The following is a 16699-nucleotide window of genomic DNA, read 5'->3' on the forward strand; positions in this document are numbered from 1 at the left end:
AACCGAGGCGACGCATTCGCTTGCTGATCATGGGAAAGGCTGGTTAGACCGTTATATGGTTGACGATATCAGCCCTGCTCCAAGGCCGGATGTTTTCGTAAGCTATGCGCGAGGCGATGAGCCGCGCGCGCGCCAATTGATAGCCATCCTCGAAAAAGATGGTTTTTCCGTCTGGTGGGACGGGAAGCTGGAAGCCGGCGCCGAATATTCCAACAAGATCCAAGAGGCGCTCGAAACAGCCAAGGCTGTGGTGGTCTTGTGGAGCAACACGTCCCTGGCTTCGAATTGGGTTCGCGACGAAGCCGAAGCTGGACGTGACCGGTCAACATTGGTGCCAGTGTCTCTTGATGGCTGCCTGCCGCCGCTCGGTTTCCGCCAGTTCCAGGCGGTCGACATGTCGCAGTGGAAGGGCAAGGCAAACGCTCCCGCAGTTAAGGAGGTGCTTGCTGCGGTTCGGCACCTGACCGAGCGTGACGATGCCGAAAGCGCTCCTGCTTCGCCTGCATTCCTCGCCAGGTCGGACGTCCAACCGCCGGTCGGCTTCAGGGCCAGATTATTCGGCCTGATCGCTGCCGCAACGCTGGTTTCGGCGGGGGCCTGGGCATGGCTGGGCGCCGACGATGATGCGGAAGCAAACAGCCTTGCAATCCTGCCCTTCGAAAACCTCAGCGGTGATGAAAATCAGGACTATTTTTCGACCGGACTTGGCGAAGAAGTCCGCCAGGTCCTGAGCCAGAGCGCCGAGATGCGCATCGCGGCGCAATCATCGACCCAGACTGCAGCAGATGAAGACAAGTCACCCTCGGAAATTGCTGATCACCTAGGGGTCAGGTATTTGCTGGACGGCAGCGTGCGCCGCGATGGCAACATGGTCCGCGTGTCGGTCAGTCTGATAAATGGCGCCGATGGATTCGATATCTGGTCGCAATCATACGACCGTGACCTCGACGACATCTTTGCGGTGCAGTTGGAAATCGCAGAGCAGGTTGCGCAGGCCCTCAAGGTGCAGATCGTTGCAGATGGCGACGGCACTGCATCGCGTATTGGCGGTACCACAAACACAGTTGCTTTCGACGCCTATCTTCGCGGCAAGTCGCTCTACGAACTTGCGCTCAATGAGGAAACCGATCGCAATGCGGCTTCGCAATTGAAATCGGCTGTGGCTGCCGACCCGGAATATGGTGCTGCCTGGGCCGCCTTGTCGACTGTCCAGACCACGCTGGCCAACATCTATACCAGCGATCGGCCGCGTTCAGAACTTTATGGCGAGGCCATCGCATCAGCCCGCAAGGCCATCGAAGTTGCACCGCAACTGGCGGAAGGGCACGCTGCGCTCGGCTATGTCCTGCTCAACGGAAGCCTCGATGCAAAAGCTGCCAGCGGACCATACCGTCAAGCTTACGCACTTGGGCAGAATGACAGCGGTGTCCTGCAATCATATGCATCCTACACATTGCGCACCGGCGATACCGAGCAGGCTCTTCAGGCGATAGATCGGGCGATTGCCCTTGATCCGCTCAGCGCGATCCTTTTCCGAATCAAGGCGCAGATCTTGGTGATCCGCGGCGATTTCGATGGAGCGCGGAAAGCGATCAGGAAAACGTTCGAGCTGAATCCGGACATCAGCGTAGCGTACCGCGTTCTGGGCAATATCGCCTATCTGGAAGGTGACTACCGAAAGGCGCTTGCTGCTTTTCAGAAGGAGGGCAGCGCGCTCAGCAGGCTACCCGGACTGGCGGTAAGTCATGCGAAGCTGGGCAATGACGTTGAGGCTGCTGCCGCCATGGCAGAGCTGCAGGCCGAGTACGGCGACAATGGCCTCTACCAGCAGGCCCAGGTTCTGGCACAGACCGGCGAAACGCAGCGTGCCCTGGATATGCTGGAGCGAGCATTTGCTGTCGGAGATTCCGGACTGGTCCTGGCGCGCGGCGATCCGATGCTGAAACCGCTGCGCGGCGATGCACGGTTCAAAGCCCTGTTGAAGAGAATGGGCTTTACCGCTCCGCCTTCGGAATAATCCCGTCAATATCGATGCGGCTGGTCTCACCGGGGGCGAGGCATTTGTCACCGAGATCATATGTTGCGATCGATCCGTACGGGATTCCCAGATTATCTGCCAAATCTCGCGAGAATTCTTGAAGGTCCAGCGTCGACCCTTCTTGCGAGACGGAGTGCGAAATTGTGACAGGGCCCTGACCTTGGTATTCATACCCTTCGAGCGCCCCAACTGCGCTGGCGTCCGTGATTGAAAGGTCGGCGGGGTAATCGTAACAGTACGGTTCGAGGATCACCTCAACGCGCCTGTTCGCCTCTTCGACCATGCCGTCAGCAGTGGGGATCAAGGGCGCGCTTTCGCCCATGCCGACAAGCTGGACGGGGCCAAGATAACCTCCCGAATGCACCTGGAAATCATCGGCAACACTTCGTGCCCGTTCGAGCGAGAGTCGTTCGTTGTAGTCGCTTGCTCCCGCAGTGTCGGTGTAGCCGACAAAGGTCACTGCGCTAATGCCTGCACAGTCATCGGAAAGCTGCCTGGCCTCGGTGTAAGCCGATCGCGCGGCATCCGGAACAGCGGTTTCGTCAAAGCCAAAGTTGGTTTCAAACAGCACTTTTGCGCAGGGGACGGGAGCGGGTAACTCATCGGTGACCGGGGTATAGGCTGGCTCCGGTACGGCCGTGTCGGCTTCCCGCGCGGCATCGCTCACATAATATTTCGTATTGGTCGTGGTCACTCCGCCAACGGTGTATGGCTGGCTGGCAAAACCGCCGCCACCGCCAATGATTTGCGGCTGACCTGCATAGCCTCCGCCACCTCCGGCCGGATATGCCTGGCTCGGATCGCCTGCAGAGTACGTGTATGATCGGCTTGCGACACGAGTGGGCGCGTCATTATCGCCGCCGATAACGACAGCACCCTGATCGGAGAAAAACCTGCTCGTGCCATCTTCGTAGGTGAGTATGAAGCCGTTGACACCATCTCGCGTCGCTGGTTCCTGACTGACGATCCTGGGGCCTGCAAGAATGCCGCCACCAATCACACCTTCGCCGATCAGGGTTCCTGCCGTCCGAGGCGGCGGAGGTGCAGGTGGCGGTGAGGCAGAAACGGGTCTCTGTATTTCGGGCGGCACATCACGATTACGCGGCGCGACATTTGCCAGCACTTCGCGAGGAGACTGGTTGACCGGTGTAGTGACCTGCGGGGTTTCTTCAGCGAGGGAATCTGCTGCCTCGTCTACCGGTTCGGCAGCTTGCGCGACTGGATTGTTGGCGCCGTTAGCAGTTGGCTCGGACCCATTACTAGCGCCGCTAGCGATTTCTCTGGCTTCGTTGAAATTGCGGAAAATGTTCAGCAAATCGTCGGAGGTCGCAGACACTGTGCCGATAATCCCGACGATCGATGCGCCGATCAATCCGCGTTGTATGCCTTTTCGCTTGAGCAGGCCGCCTTCTTGCGCCTCGGCTTCACCGGCTCCGGCCACTGCCGGGGCGGCTTGGCTTTCCACAAAGGCGATGCGATCGGTCTCGCCAGAGGTGTAGAGCGCGGGGGTGATCAGCTCGACCTGCGTGCGTTCGTCGTCATCGCTGGCAATTGCGCAGCGGCCCAAGGTCACAGCGCTGGCGATAGTCTCACCGCGTATGAGAGCGGTGTAGAATTCCTGGCTGAAATTGATGGCCGCATCGTCGGAAACCGGCTGCTGCATTCCGACAACGAACGGGACATTCAGGCGCTGGAGCAGGTTCTGCGCCACACCGGCCATCGGTTCATCGGCTGAAGTCTGCCCACTCTGGCAGGAATTGAGCACCACCAGCCACGGCCGGTAATTGAGCAGCATATTGCGCAGCGTTTCCGCACTGAGCTTGTCGCCGACGCCTTCTTCGCCGGTTTCGAAAGCGAGATAGCCGGCGCCATCCTTGAACCCGCTATGACCGATGTAATGGATGACATGGGGCTGCCATTCGCTCAACGTCTGGCGGAAGTCCTCTCGGTTGACCGCGGGCAACGACCGGATTTCGAATTCGCCGTCCTTGGCCGCGACGAGATTGTCGATGCGCTTGCTGATGTTGCCAAGCTCGACATCGGTTTCGAGATCACGCCACGGGTTCGCAGCGGCCACGAGAATCCTGATCGGCTTGCTGGCGGGCGGTGGCAGCTCGCTTTGCGCGTCGAGTTTCCTGACAATATTCGACGTGGTGCCGATCGCCAGAAAACGGTCGTGCGATTTCAGATACAGTGCTTCCCACGGGACGCCTGAAAGTTCGGACGCTTGGGAGAGATCAATCTCGATCTCGACACCGTCATTGTCCGCAATCCGGTCTTCAAGCGCGCCAAGGATTTTTGGGCCCTCGGCGGAATTGTTCAAGTCGAACACGCTTTCCAGAACGCGTTCGCCGATGTCTTTTAGGGTCGGCAGATTGCCAGCCTGGAAAAACCGGGCCTCGGGCGTCAGTTCGGCGGCATTGCTGCGGAAACTGCGCGTCGTGCCGGCGGTTTGATCGCTGGCTTCCCACAAATCGGAAATATCAGGCGGCAATCTCGTGCGGAACCGGTGCACTGCACCAGAACGCCTGACGGTGACATCATACTCACCATCACCAAAGGGCACGAATGCGATGTTCCAACGCTTCTTGCTCACGGCAGATTTCCAAGTGGCAGAAGAGAAGCTCTGCTGCGCATGGCAACGCTACCTGTCGGAATCGTTGCCGCGGAAGTTCCTGTCGCCGTCGTTACCTCTGAAATTCCTGTCGCCGTCATTTCCGCGAAAGTTACGATCGCCGTCATTGCCGCGAAACTGGCGGTCGCCGTCGTTTCCGCGCTTTGCACGATCATCAGCGGGTTTGTCGGAATTATCCTTGGCGCCATCTCCGCCAACAGGCTTCTTATCTGTCATTATTTCTGCCTCCACCGAAATGATGTTAGCCGATAAGCAATATCCCAGCAAGCAATTGCACCCGTTTCGCGCTTGAGCCGGTTATTCGTGTCTCAGCGCATCGATCGGGTCCAGCTTGCTTGCGCGGTGTGCGGGGTAATAGCCGAAGATAATTCCCATCACGGCGCTGAACAGGAAGCTGAAGATATTCACCACCGGATCGAAAATGAACGGCAAGTCGATCGCACTGGCGAGCGCTACGGACAATCCGAAGGCCAGTAGAATGCCGATCAGGCCGCCGAAACAACACAGCACGACCGCCTCTGTCAGGAATTGCATCCGCACTTCCTTCGCCAGCGCGCCGATCGCCAGGCGGATGCCAATTTCGCGGGTTCGCTCTGTCACGCTGACCAGCATGATGTTCATGATGCCGATGCCGCCGACAAGGAGACTGATACCGGCGATCACGGTGACCACTGCGGTCATTGTGCCGGTTACGGTATTGACCGTTTCATTAATGTCGGCGGTGTCGATGATGTTGAAATCATTCGCTTCGCCTTTCTGGATAACGCGGCGTTCGCGCAGCAGGTCGATCAGTTGCTGCTGGATCGAAGCGCTGGTGTAGGCATCGTCATACTTGACCACGAAGAACTGGACATTCGTGCTGCCGGTGAAGCGCCGCTGCACGGTCTTGAGCGGCATGAACACGACATCGTTGGCATCCTGGCCGCCGCCCACGGCGCTTGATCGTTCATCGATCACACCGACTACCTGGCAGCTAACATTGCCCACGCGCATCTGTTCGCCAAGCACTTCGCCTTCGACGAAGATTTCCTCCACCACCTTGGGACCAAGGATGCACACGGCCTCGCCGCGGGCGCTTTCTTCTGCGGTGAAGCCGCGCCCGTCGACGACATCAATCGACTGGGCAGTGAAGAAATCGGTATCGCCGCCTTGGACGCTGGTCGACCAATCCTGACCATTGTGAAACGCTGTGGTGCTGATCTGGGCCGATCCCGCCGCATTGGTGACACCGGGTATCTGCATCTGGACGGCGGCGATATCCGCGTCGTCGAATGGTGCCGGTTGGCGATCACCGACCCGGCTGGGGAAGACGATGAAGACATTGGAGCCAAGCCCGGCAATGTCTTCCTGAACATTGGCAGTCAAACCTCTGCCCAGCGTTACCATCGTGATGACGGCAGCCACCCCGATAATGATGCCCAGCGTTGTCAGGAAGCTGCGCAGCAGGTGGCGCCTGATCTCGCGCAGCGCGAGCAGGAACGTGGCGCCCAGCATCCGCAGCTTCATGCGCTTGCTCCCTTTCGAGTGCCCTGAGTGACATGCTCAACCAGACCATCGCGGAATTGCACGATCGTCCGCGCAAACTCGGCCATCTCCTGTTCGTGGGTTACCATCAGAACGGTAATGCCGGTTTCGCTCAAATTGCTGAGCAGTTCCATGATCTCGATTGAGCGTTCGGTGTCGAGATTTCCGGTCGGTTCATCTGCAAGCAGGACATCCGGGTCCGAAACAAGCGCGCGGGCGATGGCAACGCGCTGCTGCTGGCCGCCCGACAGTTCTGCCGGAGTGTGCGACGCCCAGGGCAGCAAACCGACCTTGTCGAGCGAGCGTTCTGCCGCCTCGCGGCGCGCCTTCTTGGTTTCACCGCGGTAGAGCAATGGCAATTCGACATTTTCCAGCGCGGTTGTGCGGGAAAGCAGGTTGAAGCCTTGGAACACGAAGCCGAGATAGCGGCGGCGCAGCAAGCTTCGCTGGTCGCGCGTAAGCGACTGCACTTCCACGCCGCGAAATTTGAACGTGCCGCTGGTCGGCGTGTCGAGGCAGCCTAGGATATTCATGGTCGTCGACTTGCCCGAACCTGATGGGCCCATGATGGCAACGAAATCGCTGCGCTCAATGGAAAGATCGACACCTTTGAGGGCCTGGAACGCAGCGGGTCCAGTGCCGAAGGTCTTGGTGATCCCTTCAAGTTCGATCAGGATTTCATTGCTCACGTGCTTTTCACTGCCGATCCGCGCCGATACCTGTGACGACCTTCATACCGTTCTCAAGTTCGTCCGATGTCACGACAGTAAAGCGGCCGTCGCTCTGGCCCGTGGTCACTTCGATCGCACGAAGATCGCCATCTTCCTCGACGACATAAACCGTCTGGCGGCTGCCGACGCCGATTGTGGATGTCTCTTCCTGATTTAGGCCGATATCGGGTTCGCCGAACAGTCCGCCCTTGTCGTCCTTCTCTTCCGGATCGAAACGCAGCGCCGCGTTGGGCACCAGCATCTTCTCGCCTGTGCTTTGGGTCGCAATAGTTGCAGTGGCGGTCATCCCGGGCCGCAGGAGTCCCCTCGGATTGTCGACGATCAGCCGCGCTTCATAGCTGACCACTTGCTGCCCCTGCTGCGGTTGCTGCTGGGACTGCGCGATGTTGTTCGATGCCAGATCGACCCGTTCCACCCGGGCGGGGAAGCGGCGGCCGGGATAGGCATCGACGGTGAAGCTGGCTGTCTGACCGACTTTGACCTGTCCCACATCGGCCTCGTCGAGATCGACGCGCAATTGCATCGTTGCGAGGTTTTCGGCGAGCACGAACAGGGTCGGAGTGTTGAAGCTGGCGGCCACTGTCTGGCCGGGTTCAACCTGACGGGCCAGCACCACGCCCGAAACGGGCGCGCGGATAACCGCGCGCTGCGACTGGGTCCGGGCGGTCGAAAGCTGGGCCTGGACTGCAGTAACATTGGCACGCGCAGAGGCTACGGCGGCCTGTCCGCGGCGGACAGCCGCAACTGCCAGTTCCATCTCCGCATCGGACGGCACCCTGCCTCCCGAAAGGCGCTCTACCTCGCGAAGCCGCTTGAGCTGGGCCTGATCCGCATCCAGCGTTGCCTGTGCCTGGGCGACCTGCGCCGTGGCGGCATTGAGGTTGGCGCGGCTCTGGTTGATCTGGTCTTCGATCACATCTGTATTGATCACGGCAAGCACCTGACCGCGGCTGACGGAATCGTTCACATCGACCAACACGCGGTCGATACGGCCGGAAACTTCCGAGCCGACTTCCACTTGATTGGTGGGCCGAAGATTGCCCGTGGCCGTCACCGACAAATCAAGCGAGCGGGTCTGCACTTCAGCGTCGATATAGTTTTGCTTGGGCTCTTCGCCCGTGCACCGCGAAATCGCGAAAACCAACAGAAGCACCAGGAGTACCGCGACCCAGACACGCTTGCGCTTGTACCATTTCTTCGGCTTGCCAAGGTCGAGATAGCTCTCGATATCCTGTTCGCTAGCAGCTTCGGCGTCGGTCATTCGGCTATCCTGTCATCTTGCCGGACATCGGTTCCGGGCAGAGGGTAATCGTAATCGGCAGCGCTCCAGCCTCCGCCCAGCGCCTGCGTCAGCCGGACGAATGCCGTGGCCCGATCGGACTGTGCGCCGACAAGCTGGTTGCGGGCCGACAGCAGCTGGTTCTCGACGAGCAGCAGCGTCTGGAAATCGATCAGTCCGGCTTCATACTGGGTGCGCGCGAGGAACGCTGAATTTTGCGCCGCGTCGAGCGCCTCTTCGTTGATTGTCGCGCGGTCCGCAGCAGCGCGTTGATCGACCGCCGCGCTTTCGACATCCTGGAGAGCCCCGAGGATTGCTTGCTCATATGCGGCAAGCGAGGCGCGGGCATCGGCTTCTGCACCATCGACCCGCGATGCAGTGCGTCCGCCGTCGAAGATTAACTGGGTAAGGCCGGCAAACAGATTGCCCGTGAGAATATCGAACAGTGTGCCGGCAGTGCCCGCGGTTCCGATTGAACCGGTAATACGAGCTGCTGGGAGCAGGTCCGCGCGCGCGACGCCAATGCGCGCGGCGCTGGCGAAGAGGTCGGCTTCGGCCGCGCGTACATCGGGGCGGCGCTGCAACACCTGGGCAGGGGCCTCGTATCGGGTCAGCAGCGGCGGGCTGGGGACAGGCTCAGGCTCTGTAGCCTGAATTGTATCGAGCACGCGGCCCGGAGGCTCCCCGATCAGGACGGAAATAGCATTGGCAGTGGCCGCCAGATTGCTTTCCAGCAATGGGATCGACGCGGCGGTCTGCGCTCGCTGTGTCCGAGCCTGTTCGACATCAAGACTGGACACCAGGCCGGCCTGATTGCGCCAGCGTGCAAGCTGGAGATTGTCCTCCTGGAATGCGAGCGTTGAGCGCGCGATGGCCAGCTGCTCTGCGATGGCCCGGGCCGTGATGGTCTGAACGGCAACCTGGCCGACGATGAGGCGCTGCAAATCGGCAAGCGAATATCCTGCAGAGGCAAGGTCTGCACGGCTCGCGGCGACATTGTTCGAAATCTGTCCGAACAGGTCAATTTCCCAGGACGCATCGGCGCCCACCGTGAAGCCTATTTCGTCATCGGCAAAGTCGCCGACATCACGGCTAGCGCCTGCGCTCAGCCCGGCGCTTGGCAGATAGCTGGCCCGGGCGATGCGCAATCCGGCGCGCGCGCGGTCGAGGCGGGCGATGCCAATTGCGAGATCGCGATTTTCGACGATAGCCTGTTCGACAAAACTGCTGAGCACCGGGTCGCCGAGCAGAGTCCAGTATTGCGTCAGGTCAGTGGAGAGCGGAGCCACCTCGCTCTGCGCCCAGTCCGCAGGCACAGGTATCTGTGAAGCGGGCGGTTCCACGCCGTTCAATGCGCACCCAGCCAACATCAAAACCGCGCCGGCGCCAAGCACCGCACGGCCATTCATTCGGAACCGCTCAGTCGAAATAGCTAGACCCCCTGATCCTATTTCCATGGCTCTTTTAACGTTACTCGGTCCGTTCACAATCCCCGGCGCTGCCTAAATAGGTGAAATGGATGAATTTACATTTGGGTCTGAAGAGCCCGGCTGGGGTTATTGAGTAACATGACTTGCCAACCTCGGGGTTAGGCGGCACCCCTTGCGCCCTCGCATTTGGGTCGGAGGGCAAATGCCGCCAAGCAGCATTCTATTCACGCTCGCATCCTGCGTGTTTTTCATGGGACTGGTGGGCTGGATCAGCTGGTTCAAGACCCGCGGGACCGTGGACGACAAGGACGGCTATTTCCTCGCCGGGCGGGGGTTAGGGGCGACGTTTATTGCAGGGTCGCTGCTGCTGACCAACCTGTCGGCCGAACAGCTGATCGGCCTGAACGGGTCTGCTTATGGACACAATATGTCCAGCATGGCCTGGGAGGTTACCGCTGCAGTGGCGACCATCGCCATGGCACTGATTTTCCTTCCTAAATACCTGGCAGGGGCATTTACCACGCTGCCGCAATTCCTTGCCGACAGGTTCGATGAAGGGGTCAGGCGATTATCGGTGATCCTGTTCATGCTCGGCTATGGCCTCGTGACGATCCCGTCTGTCCTTTATTCCGGCTCAATAGCCGTGATGCAGCTGTTCGACGTGCCGGCACTGACCGGGCTCGATTATGTGCCCGCCCTGATTGCGACCGTTGTCATCATCGGCGTGACGGGTGCGATCTATGCAGTTCTTGGCGGTCTGAGAGCGGTTGCGATTTCGGACACGATCAACGGGATTGGCCTGTTGATCATCGGGATTCTTATCCCGGTACTTGGCCTGATCGCGCTTGGCGGCGGTGACTTTGCCGAAGGTCTCGGGCGGCTCACCAGCGATCATCCGGAAAAACTCGATGCCATCGGGTCCAGCACGGACCCGACGCCGTTCGGTACCCTCTTCACCGGCATGATCTTCGCCAATCTGTTTTATTGGTGCACCAACCAATATGTAATCCAGCGCACTCTGGGCGCGCGTTCTTTGGCGGAAGGACAGAAGGGCGTTCTCGCGTCCGGGTTTTTCAAGATCATGGTGCCCTTCATGATGATGATCCCGGGCGTCATCGCATATCACCTTTACGGTCCGGACTTTGCGACCATCGACCAGGCCTATCCGCGGCTCGTGAACGATCTGCTACCTGTCTACCTGTCTGGCTTCTTTCTCGCAGTGCTGCTGGGAGCCGTATTCAGCTCGTTCAATTCACTGCTCAACAGCGCGGCGACCTTGTTTGCGCTCGATGTCTACGCACCGACGCGCAAAGGTCCCGTCGATGACAAGACGCTGGTCCGTGTTGCCAAGATTGCCAGTGTCGCGATCGCCCTGTTCTCCTTCGCCGTCGCGCCGCTGTTGCATTTCGCCGAGGCCGGTTTGTGGCAGGTGATCCGTATCTTCACGGGCTTCTACAACATCCCGACGATTGCCATCGTGATCGTGGGCCTTTTCACGCGGCGGGTGCCTGCCTTGGGCGCGAAGATCGCAATCCTTTTCCACGTCATCACATACGGCTTGCTACGCTTCGTGTTCGACGATGCGGTGACACTGCATTTCATCCATCAATACGCGCTGTTGTTCGCGGCAGAGATCGCGATCATGCTCGGCGTAGGATACTGGAAGCCGCTGAAGCAGGCATGGACTTTCACGGCCCGCGAGGAAGTGGATCTGACGGAATGGCGCTTTGCCAAGCCGCTGGCGATCACTCTCTTCTCCTGCGTGATCGCGCTTTACCTCTTGTTTTCGCCCTTGGCGCTGGCTTCGAGCGGCGGTTTCAGCGCGGTATTTTATTCGCTCTTGGCGGTGCTGGTCGCCGCAAACATCGCAATGTGGGGCTTCGTGAGGATGCGCGCCTTCAGCTGATGAGCGATGCAAGCACGCGGCGCTTTCCTTCGAAAGGGCGGCGCCCGTGCATGGCCAGGTAATTGTCGACCAAAGCCACGTCGCCTGCCTGCCAGGCCAGATCGCGGGTAAGTTCCTCGGCTGCGGCTATGGCCGGGGTCATGTCAGCCTGCGTTATGAGCGAGCCATCCCCGAAGACGACCGACTTGTCGGCTTCATTGCGCTCATCCGACCAGCCCCGAAATGCAGCGATAAGCTGATTGAAGAAGGTCTTGCGCCCGTCAGGAAGCTCGCGGATCGCCGGTAGAACCGGAGTCGTTGCGCGAAGGCTGTCGTCCTCTCGCCAATCCCATTCGTACCCCAGGTCACTCAGCCTTCTTTCCGCGCCGGCGCGATCCTTCACGCCCAGCGTGCTTCGCCAGCTTCGCCCCTGACCGGATGCAGCGTCGTCGTTGCCCGGCATGACATTGGTGTAGCGTACGCCGTGCTCGGCAAACCGCGCGACGATTTCGGGATGCTGCCGCGTCATACTCTCCAGCAACCAATCAGAACGGCACACGGGCGTTGCGCCTCCCTTCTCAGGAGCAATCTCGCAATAGAAGAACAATTTGGAGGGGTAGAGCGGTGTCTGCGCCATTTCGTGATGGAGGTGAATTTCGGTAGTCGGCGGCGCTTCATTGGCCGTGAAAACCCGTTCGGTTACGTTCACACGGACCGCATTCGAGAGGGACTCTTCGTAAGTGAAGCCCGGCTCGCCGTACCCCCTGACTGCCGCGTCAAACGCCTGCGCATCAGGTACATCGAACCCGCGAAACAACAGTGTTCCAGCGTCGGCCAAAGCCGCGTCGACTGCGGACTTGTTGGTGGACAGAAATTGCGCAAGATCTCCGCCGCCTTCAATGATTGCCGGAAAGTCGCTCATACGCTGGTACTCAATCGTAGATGGGGTGGAACGTGTTGAAGGCCGCCTGTGCGAAGACGCCTGGGTCGTTGAAACGTCGCCCTGCATCGAGCGCGCTGATCGCTTCCATCTCGCCGCCGGTCAGCTCGAAATCCATGATGTCGAGATTCTCGCGCATCCTTTCAGGCTTCGACGTTTTGGGAATGATGGAGGTTCCGCGCTGGACTCCCCAGCGGAGCACGACCTGGGCAGGCGATTTGCCGTGTGCTTGCGCCGCCGTCTGGACGACAGTTTCTGTCAGTACGCTATCGCCTGAACCAGCCATATCCAGCTCCACATAGGATAGTGCGCCCAGCGGAGAGAACGCTGTCACGTGTATCGCGTAATCATGTGCAAGCCGGACCAGCTTGTCCTGAATCAGATAGGGATGCGCCTCGATCTGCAACGTATGCGGTGCAATGCGCGCGTAGCTCATCAGGTCATGGACAAGCGCGGAATTGTAATTGCACACCCCGATGTGCCGGCAGAGGCCCTTGTCGGCCAGCGCTTCCATCGCGGCCCATGTCTCGTGAAGCGGCACCTTGGCACGGTGCATGCGCGGATTGTCTGCCGCCGGATCGTGGACCCACTCCGGCGGATAACGGGTTTCTATCGGCACGAATTCGAGCGCGATCGGGAAGTGGATCAGATACAGATCTAAATAGTCGAGGCCCAGATCTTGCAGCGATTTGCGTATCCCAAGCTCGACATGCTGCGGAGCGTGGAAGGTGTTCCACAGCTTCGACGTAATCCACAGATCTTCGCGGGTGACAATTCCATCAGCAATGGCGCGGACAACACCTTGGCCGATCTCTGCCTCGTTGCCGTAATCGCACGCGCAGTCGAGATGGCGATAGCCGGCCTTGATCGCTTCGTATGCGGTCTGCGCTGCGTCCTCACGCGCGACTTTCCAAAATCCGAAGCCGATCGGCGGAATGGCATTTACTGTCATTGATAGTCCTCGAAATCGAGCGAAACGGGCATGCCTGAAGCAATACTTTCCTGCGCGGCCAAGCCCATCTGCACCGATCGCAGTCCGTCGAGCGTACCGATAATCGGGTCGGTGCCCTGGACAAGGCATCGGTGAAATTCATGGAGCTGGAAATAGGTCGCGCCCCAATGATCGCCCGCTTGCAGTGCGGCGGGCGGAGTTGCGACTGGCTCTTCCACAGGCGCGCTGCTGCCTCGCGGAGACCAGATGACGCTGGCCCTCGGAATCGCGACCTCCAGCTTTCCCCGGGCGCCAAGCGCATAGATGTCTTCCTGCTGCTGGGACCCTTCGGCAAACATGCAAAGGTCGAGCATGGCCCGTGCGCCTCCCCTGAAGTCGGCAATGACAAATGCGTTGTCGAGGATGTCCGGGGTCTGACCATCGTAGCGTTCATCAAGGTGATTCACGTCCTGAGCGCCGCTGGCGAAAATCCGGACCGGTTCATCCTGCAAGATCACTCTCATCAGGTCGAAGAAATGGCAGCATTTCTCGACCAGCGTTCCGCCGCTGTTGCGGTTGAACCGGTTCCAATCGCCGACTTTCTCCAGAAAGGGGAAGCGGTGCTCGCGGATGGCAACCATTTTTACCGGTCCGGTCTCACCACCATGCACGCGCTCGATAAAGCGGGCGACGGGAGGCATGTAGCGGTATTCGAGGCCGACCCAGATCGGAGCCGCATAGGATTGCGCCGCCTCATGCAGCGCACGGGCATCGCCAAGCTGAGTGCACATCGGCTTTTCGAGCAGAATTGCCGGGCCGCTTTCCATCACTTGCTGCACGACTTCGAAATGGGTGAAATTGGGGGAGGCGATGATCACCGCATCAGGCTTGGCCTCAGCCAGCATCTTGCCGGCGTCGGCAAAAAATGCAGGTTTCTGGCCCAGCTCCGCCGCAAGATTTTTCGCAGCCGCCCGAGAACCTTCGTCAGGATCGGCAATCGCCACCAGCTCGGCACCGCCGATCAGAGCAATATTGCGCATGTGTTCGCGGCCCATCATCCCGCAGCCGAGAATCGCATATGTTTTTTTCGCGCTCATCAACTGCCTTTGCCGCCGCTGCCATTGCTCTTCAACACAGAACACAGGCGTACGGAACCGTGCATCAGCAAGATTGCCGGCATAGGCGAGGCAGCGAAATCGGAAAAGATGGTGGGCGCGGCAAGGATTGAACTTGCGACCCCACCCGTGTGAAGGGTGTGCTCTACCACTGAGCTACGCGCCCGTCCTGAGCGATTTCGATCGATAACCGAATGCTGGACAGGCGCGAGCCTCTACGCGGCTCATCATGCGTTTGCAAGCGAGCCGGGCGTCAGTTTGCGATCACCGCAGGTAGCCTTGCAAACCAGCCTTCGGCCAATGGCGAACTCTTCGAAGAAGTTTCCTGACGGGGGCAAGTGAGGCAGTATGCCTGAACGCCCTTGGCCGCCAGAAGACGCTGCGCGTCTGCAGCTACCGCCTCGAATGCATTCACTTCATTTTGAGCGAAAAGTGCGAAGACATCACGGCCCTGCGCCTCTTCCTCGCTGGCCAGCATCTGGCGAAGCAAGGTGTCGGCAGTGCTGGGCTTGGACCCCAGATAAGCGGCATGCCAGCCGCCGCTTTCAAGTTCGGCCTGCGCCGCGACCCACGCCAGCGCCTCTTCGATCCCGCCGTACTCATCCACCAGCTGGAGCTGGCGAGCGGTGCCGCCATCCCATACCCGGCCCTGACCAACGGTATCGGCCTGCTCCATGGTCATGTTGCGGGCATTGGAAACGCGGTTAAGAAAGTCCCGGTAGCCATCTTCGATCGAGGCTTGCAGGATCCGGTCAACCTCGGGCGTCAGGCCGCCGATCACATCAGGTTGTCCGGAAAGCGGACCGGTGCGCACTCCATCGCTGGTCACGCCGATGCCGGCGGCTGCGTCTTCGAATGTCGGCAGGACAGCGAAGATGCCGATTGAACCTGTAATCGTATCTGGTTCTGCGAAGATGCGGTCGGCCGGCGTGGCAACCCAATAGCCGCCGCTTGCGGCCACATTGGCCATCGATACCGCGATGGGGATGCCGCGCGCCTTGTGCCGCAGGATCGCGTCACGGATTTCCTCGCTCGCCAAAACCGATCCGCCCGGGGAATCGACGCGAACCACCAACCCGGCAAAATCACTCTCCAGCGCTTCGTCGAGCAGGCCCGCGATGCGGGCACCGCCTGCAGTGCCCGGACCTGCTTCGCCATCGACGATTTCGCCGGCGATGGTCACCACGCCGATTGGCTTGCCGCCCGAAGGTGCCGGATTGTCTTTCAGCCAGGCGTTGTAATCGGTTGCGGGGAAGGCATTGGGCAGGGTGCTCCACTTGTCCTCCCCAACGAGTTCGACAAGGCGCGCGTTGAATTCGTCACGCGTTCCCAGCTTGTCGACGAGACCGGCATCGAGCGCGGCCTTCGACAAGTCGCCTTGCGCTGCCTCGACCCAGGCTGCCGGGCTTTTTGTGACGAGATCGAGATCGGCGGACGGCCGTGCCTTCTTGACGTTGGCCTGCCACTCTTCCCAGAGCGCGCCGTAAAGTGCCTGAGCATTTTCGCGTGCGGCATCGGACATGCCCGTTTCGGTATAGGGTTCGACCGCGCTCTTGTACTGGCCCACCTTGTAAACACGGGCGTTGACGTTCAGCTTTTCCAGCAGGCCCTTGTAATACAGGCGGTTTCCGCCCGGGCCGGTCACGATTGCACCGCCCAACGGGTTCAGCCAGACTTCGCTGGCGTGGGAGGCGAGAAACACGCCGTCGTCGGCATAGGCTATGGCATAGGTGAGCACCGGCTTGTCCGCTGCACGGACCCGGTCCATCGCCTCGCCAATGTCCTGCAAGTGGACTTGTCCGGCACCGACAAATTTCTCGAGATCAAGGACAACCGCATCGATGCGCTCGTCACCGGCAGCAGCGTCGAGTGCCCGGACGACATCGCGGACCTGGTATTCACCCACCGGGGCCTGAGATGCGAGCAAGGCTTGGAGTGGGTCGATCCGGGAGCGTTCTTCGACAACGACACCGTCGAGTTCGAGGACGAGCGCTCCTTCACGCACTTGTGCAGGGCTTGGCCGGGCGGTCAGAACCGCGAACAGCAATCCGAAGAACAGCAGCATGAACAGAAGGACGAGCCCGTCCTTCACGCCAACCAACAGTCGCCAAACCTTGCCCGCAAAATGCATCGGAAAAAATCGCCTTCGAATATGAACTTTCCAGTGGTTTAGGCTAGGGATCGGCGGTGC

General features: G+C 59.9%; 12 protein-coding genes and 1 tRNA gene. 2 read left to right on the forward strand and 11 right to left on the reverse strand.

Features of this window, described 5'->3' with window-relative positions:
• The first annotated feature begins 55 nt into the window (after positions 1–55).
• A complete protein-coding gene (locus K3166_RS02265; RefSeq protein WP_221423094.1) occupies positions 56–2017 on the forward strand; it encodes a TIR domain-containing protein in 1962 nt (653 codons plus the stop codon).
• Here the strand turns inward: K3166_RS02265 and K3166_RS02270 are convergent.
• The 6 genes from K3166_RS02270 to K3166_RS02295 all read right to left on the reverse strand — a co-directional run bounded on the left by K3166_RS02270 (position 1995) and on the right by K3166_RS02295 (position 9616).
• Complete coding sequence (locus K3166_RS02270; protein ID WP_221423095.1) at positions 1995–4634, reverse strand: CHAT domain-containing protein; 2640 nt, start codon at positions 4632–4634, stop codon at positions 1995–1997. The genes K3166_RS02265 and K3166_RS02270 overlap by 23 nt on opposite strands.
• 48 nt (positions 4635–4682) lie before the next feature.
• On the reverse strand, positions 4683–4889 hold the full coding sequence (locus tag K3166_RS02275; RefSeq protein ID WP_221423096.1) for a hypothetical protein: 207 nt from the start codon (positions 4887–4889) through the stop codon (positions 4683–4685).
• Positions 4890–4970: 81 nt separating this feature from the next.
• Positions 4971–6167 (reverse strand): ABC transporter permease, encoded by a 1197-nt coding sequence (locus tag K3166_RS02280; RefSeq protein ID WP_221423920.1) that lies wholly within the window; start codon positions 6165–6167, stop codon positions 4971–4973.
• Positions 6168–6175: 8 nt separating this feature from the next.
• Positions 6176–6886 (reverse strand): ABC transporter ATP-binding protein, encoded by a 711-nt coding sequence (locus tag K3166_RS02285; RefSeq protein ID WP_221423097.1) that lies wholly within the window; start codon positions 6884–6886, stop codon positions 6176–6178.
• Between the two features lie 7 nt (positions 6887–6893).
• The gene (locus K3166_RS02290) at positions 6894–8189 is read right to left on the reverse strand and encodes an efflux RND transporter periplasmic adaptor subunit (protein ID WP_221423098.1); all 1296 of its coding nucleotides are present in this window, start codon (positions 8187–8189) and stop codon (positions 6894–6896) included.
• Positions 8186–9616 (reverse strand): efflux transporter outer membrane subunit, encoded by a 1431-nt coding sequence (locus tag K3166_RS02295; RefSeq protein ID WP_221423099.1) that lies wholly within the window; start codon positions 9614–9616, stop codon positions 8186–8188. Before K3166_RS02295 ends, K3166_RS02290 begins: the two co-directional genes overlap by 4 nt.
• A gap of 223 nt (positions 9617–9839) precedes the next feature.
• On the opposite strand from K3166_RS02295, the gene K3166_RS02300 reads away from it, so the two are divergent.
• Positions 9840–11543 (forward strand): solute:sodium symporter family transporter, encoded by a 1704-nt coding sequence (locus tag K3166_RS02300; protein WP_221423100.1) that lies wholly within the window; start codon positions 9840–9842, stop codon positions 11541–11543.
• On the opposite strand, the gene K3166_RS02305 is transcribed toward K3166_RS02300, so the two are convergent.
• The 5 genes from K3166_RS02305 to sppA form a co-directional block, all read right to left on the reverse strand.
• Positions 11536–12444 (reverse strand): TauD/TfdA family dioxygenase, encoded by a 909-nt coding sequence (locus tag K3166_RS02305; protein ID WP_247714697.1) that lies wholly within the window; start codon positions 12442–12444, stop codon positions 11536–11538. The two genes, K3166_RS02300 and K3166_RS02305, sit on opposite strands and share 8 nt — an antisense overlap.
• A gap of 10 nt (positions 12445–12454) precedes the next feature.
• Positions 12455–13414, reverse strand: a complete 960-nt coding sequence (locus tag K3166_RS02310) for an aldo/keto reductase (RefSeq protein ID WP_221423101.1) — start codon at positions 13412–13414, stop codon at positions 12455–12457.
• Positions 13411–14490, reverse strand: a complete 1080-nt coding sequence (locus tag K3166_RS02315; protein ID WP_221423102.1) for a Gfo/Idh/MocA family protein — start codon at positions 14488–14490, stop codon at positions 13411–13413. The genes K3166_RS02310 and K3166_RS02315 overlap by 4 nt, the downstream gene beginning before the upstream one ends.
• Before the next feature lie 109 nt (positions 14491–14599).
• Positions 14600–14674 (reverse strand) — tRNA-Val (locus K3166_RS02320).
• A gap of 87 nt (positions 14675–14761) precedes the next feature.
• Positions 14762–16639: a signal peptide peptidase SppA gene (gene sppA / locus K3166_RS02325; protein WP_221423103.1), complete on the reverse strand. Its 1878-nt coding sequence runs from the start codon at positions 16637–16639 to the stop codon at positions 14762–14764.
• Positions 16640–16699: the final 60 nt, after the last annotated feature.

It is taken from the genome of Qipengyuania psychrotolerans, assembly GCF_019711355.1.
GTDB lineage: Bacteria > Pseudomonadota > Alphaproteobacteria > Sphingomonadales > Sphingomonadaceae > Qipengyuania > Qipengyuania psychrotolerans.

What these genes read in the sequence shown, in the direction of transcription:
- K3166_RS02265 (WP_221423094.1), top strand. Translation starts at nt 56, where the DNA reads ATGGTTGACGATATCAGCCCTGCTCCAAGGCCGGATGTTTTCGTAAGC.
- K3166_RS02275 (WP_221423096.1), bottom strand. Translation starts at nt 4,889, where the DNA reads ATGACAGATAAGAAGCCTGTTGGCGGAGATGGCGCCAAGGATAATTCC.
- K3166_RS02280 (WP_221423920.1), bottom strand. Translation starts at nt 6,167, where the DNA reads ATGCTGGGCGCCACGTTCCTGCTCGCGCTGCGCGAGATCAGGCGCCAC.
- K3166_RS02290 (WP_221423098.1), bottom strand. Translation starts at nt 8,189, where the DNA reads ATGACCGACGCCGAAGCTGCTAGCGAACAGGATATCGAGAGCTATCTC.
- K3166_RS02295 (WP_221423099.1), bottom strand. Translation starts at nt 9,616, where the DNA reads ATGAATGGCCGTGCGGTGCTTGGCGCCGGCGCGGTTTTGATGTTGGCT.
- K3166_RS02300 (WP_221423100.1), top strand. Translation starts at nt 9,840, where the DNA reads ATGCCGCCAAGCAGCATTCTATTCACGCTCGCATCCTGCGTGTTTTTC.
- K3166_RS02305 (WP_247714697.1), bottom strand. Translation starts at nt 12,444, where the DNA reads ATGAGCGACTTTCCGGCAATCATTGAAGGCGGCGGAGATCTTGCGCAA.
- K3166_RS02310 (WP_221423101.1), bottom strand. Translation starts at nt 13,414, where the DNA reads ATGACAGTAAATGCCATTCCGCCGATCGGCTTCGGATTTTGGAAAGTC.
- K3166_RS02315 (WP_221423102.1), bottom strand. Translation starts at nt 14,490, where the DNA reads ATGAGCGCGAAAAAAACATATGCGATTCTCGGCTGCGGGATGATGGGC.
- sppA (WP_221423103.1), bottom strand. Translation starts at nt 16,639, where the DNA reads ATGCATTTTGCGGGCAAGGTTTGGCGACTGTTGGTTGGCGTGAAGGAC.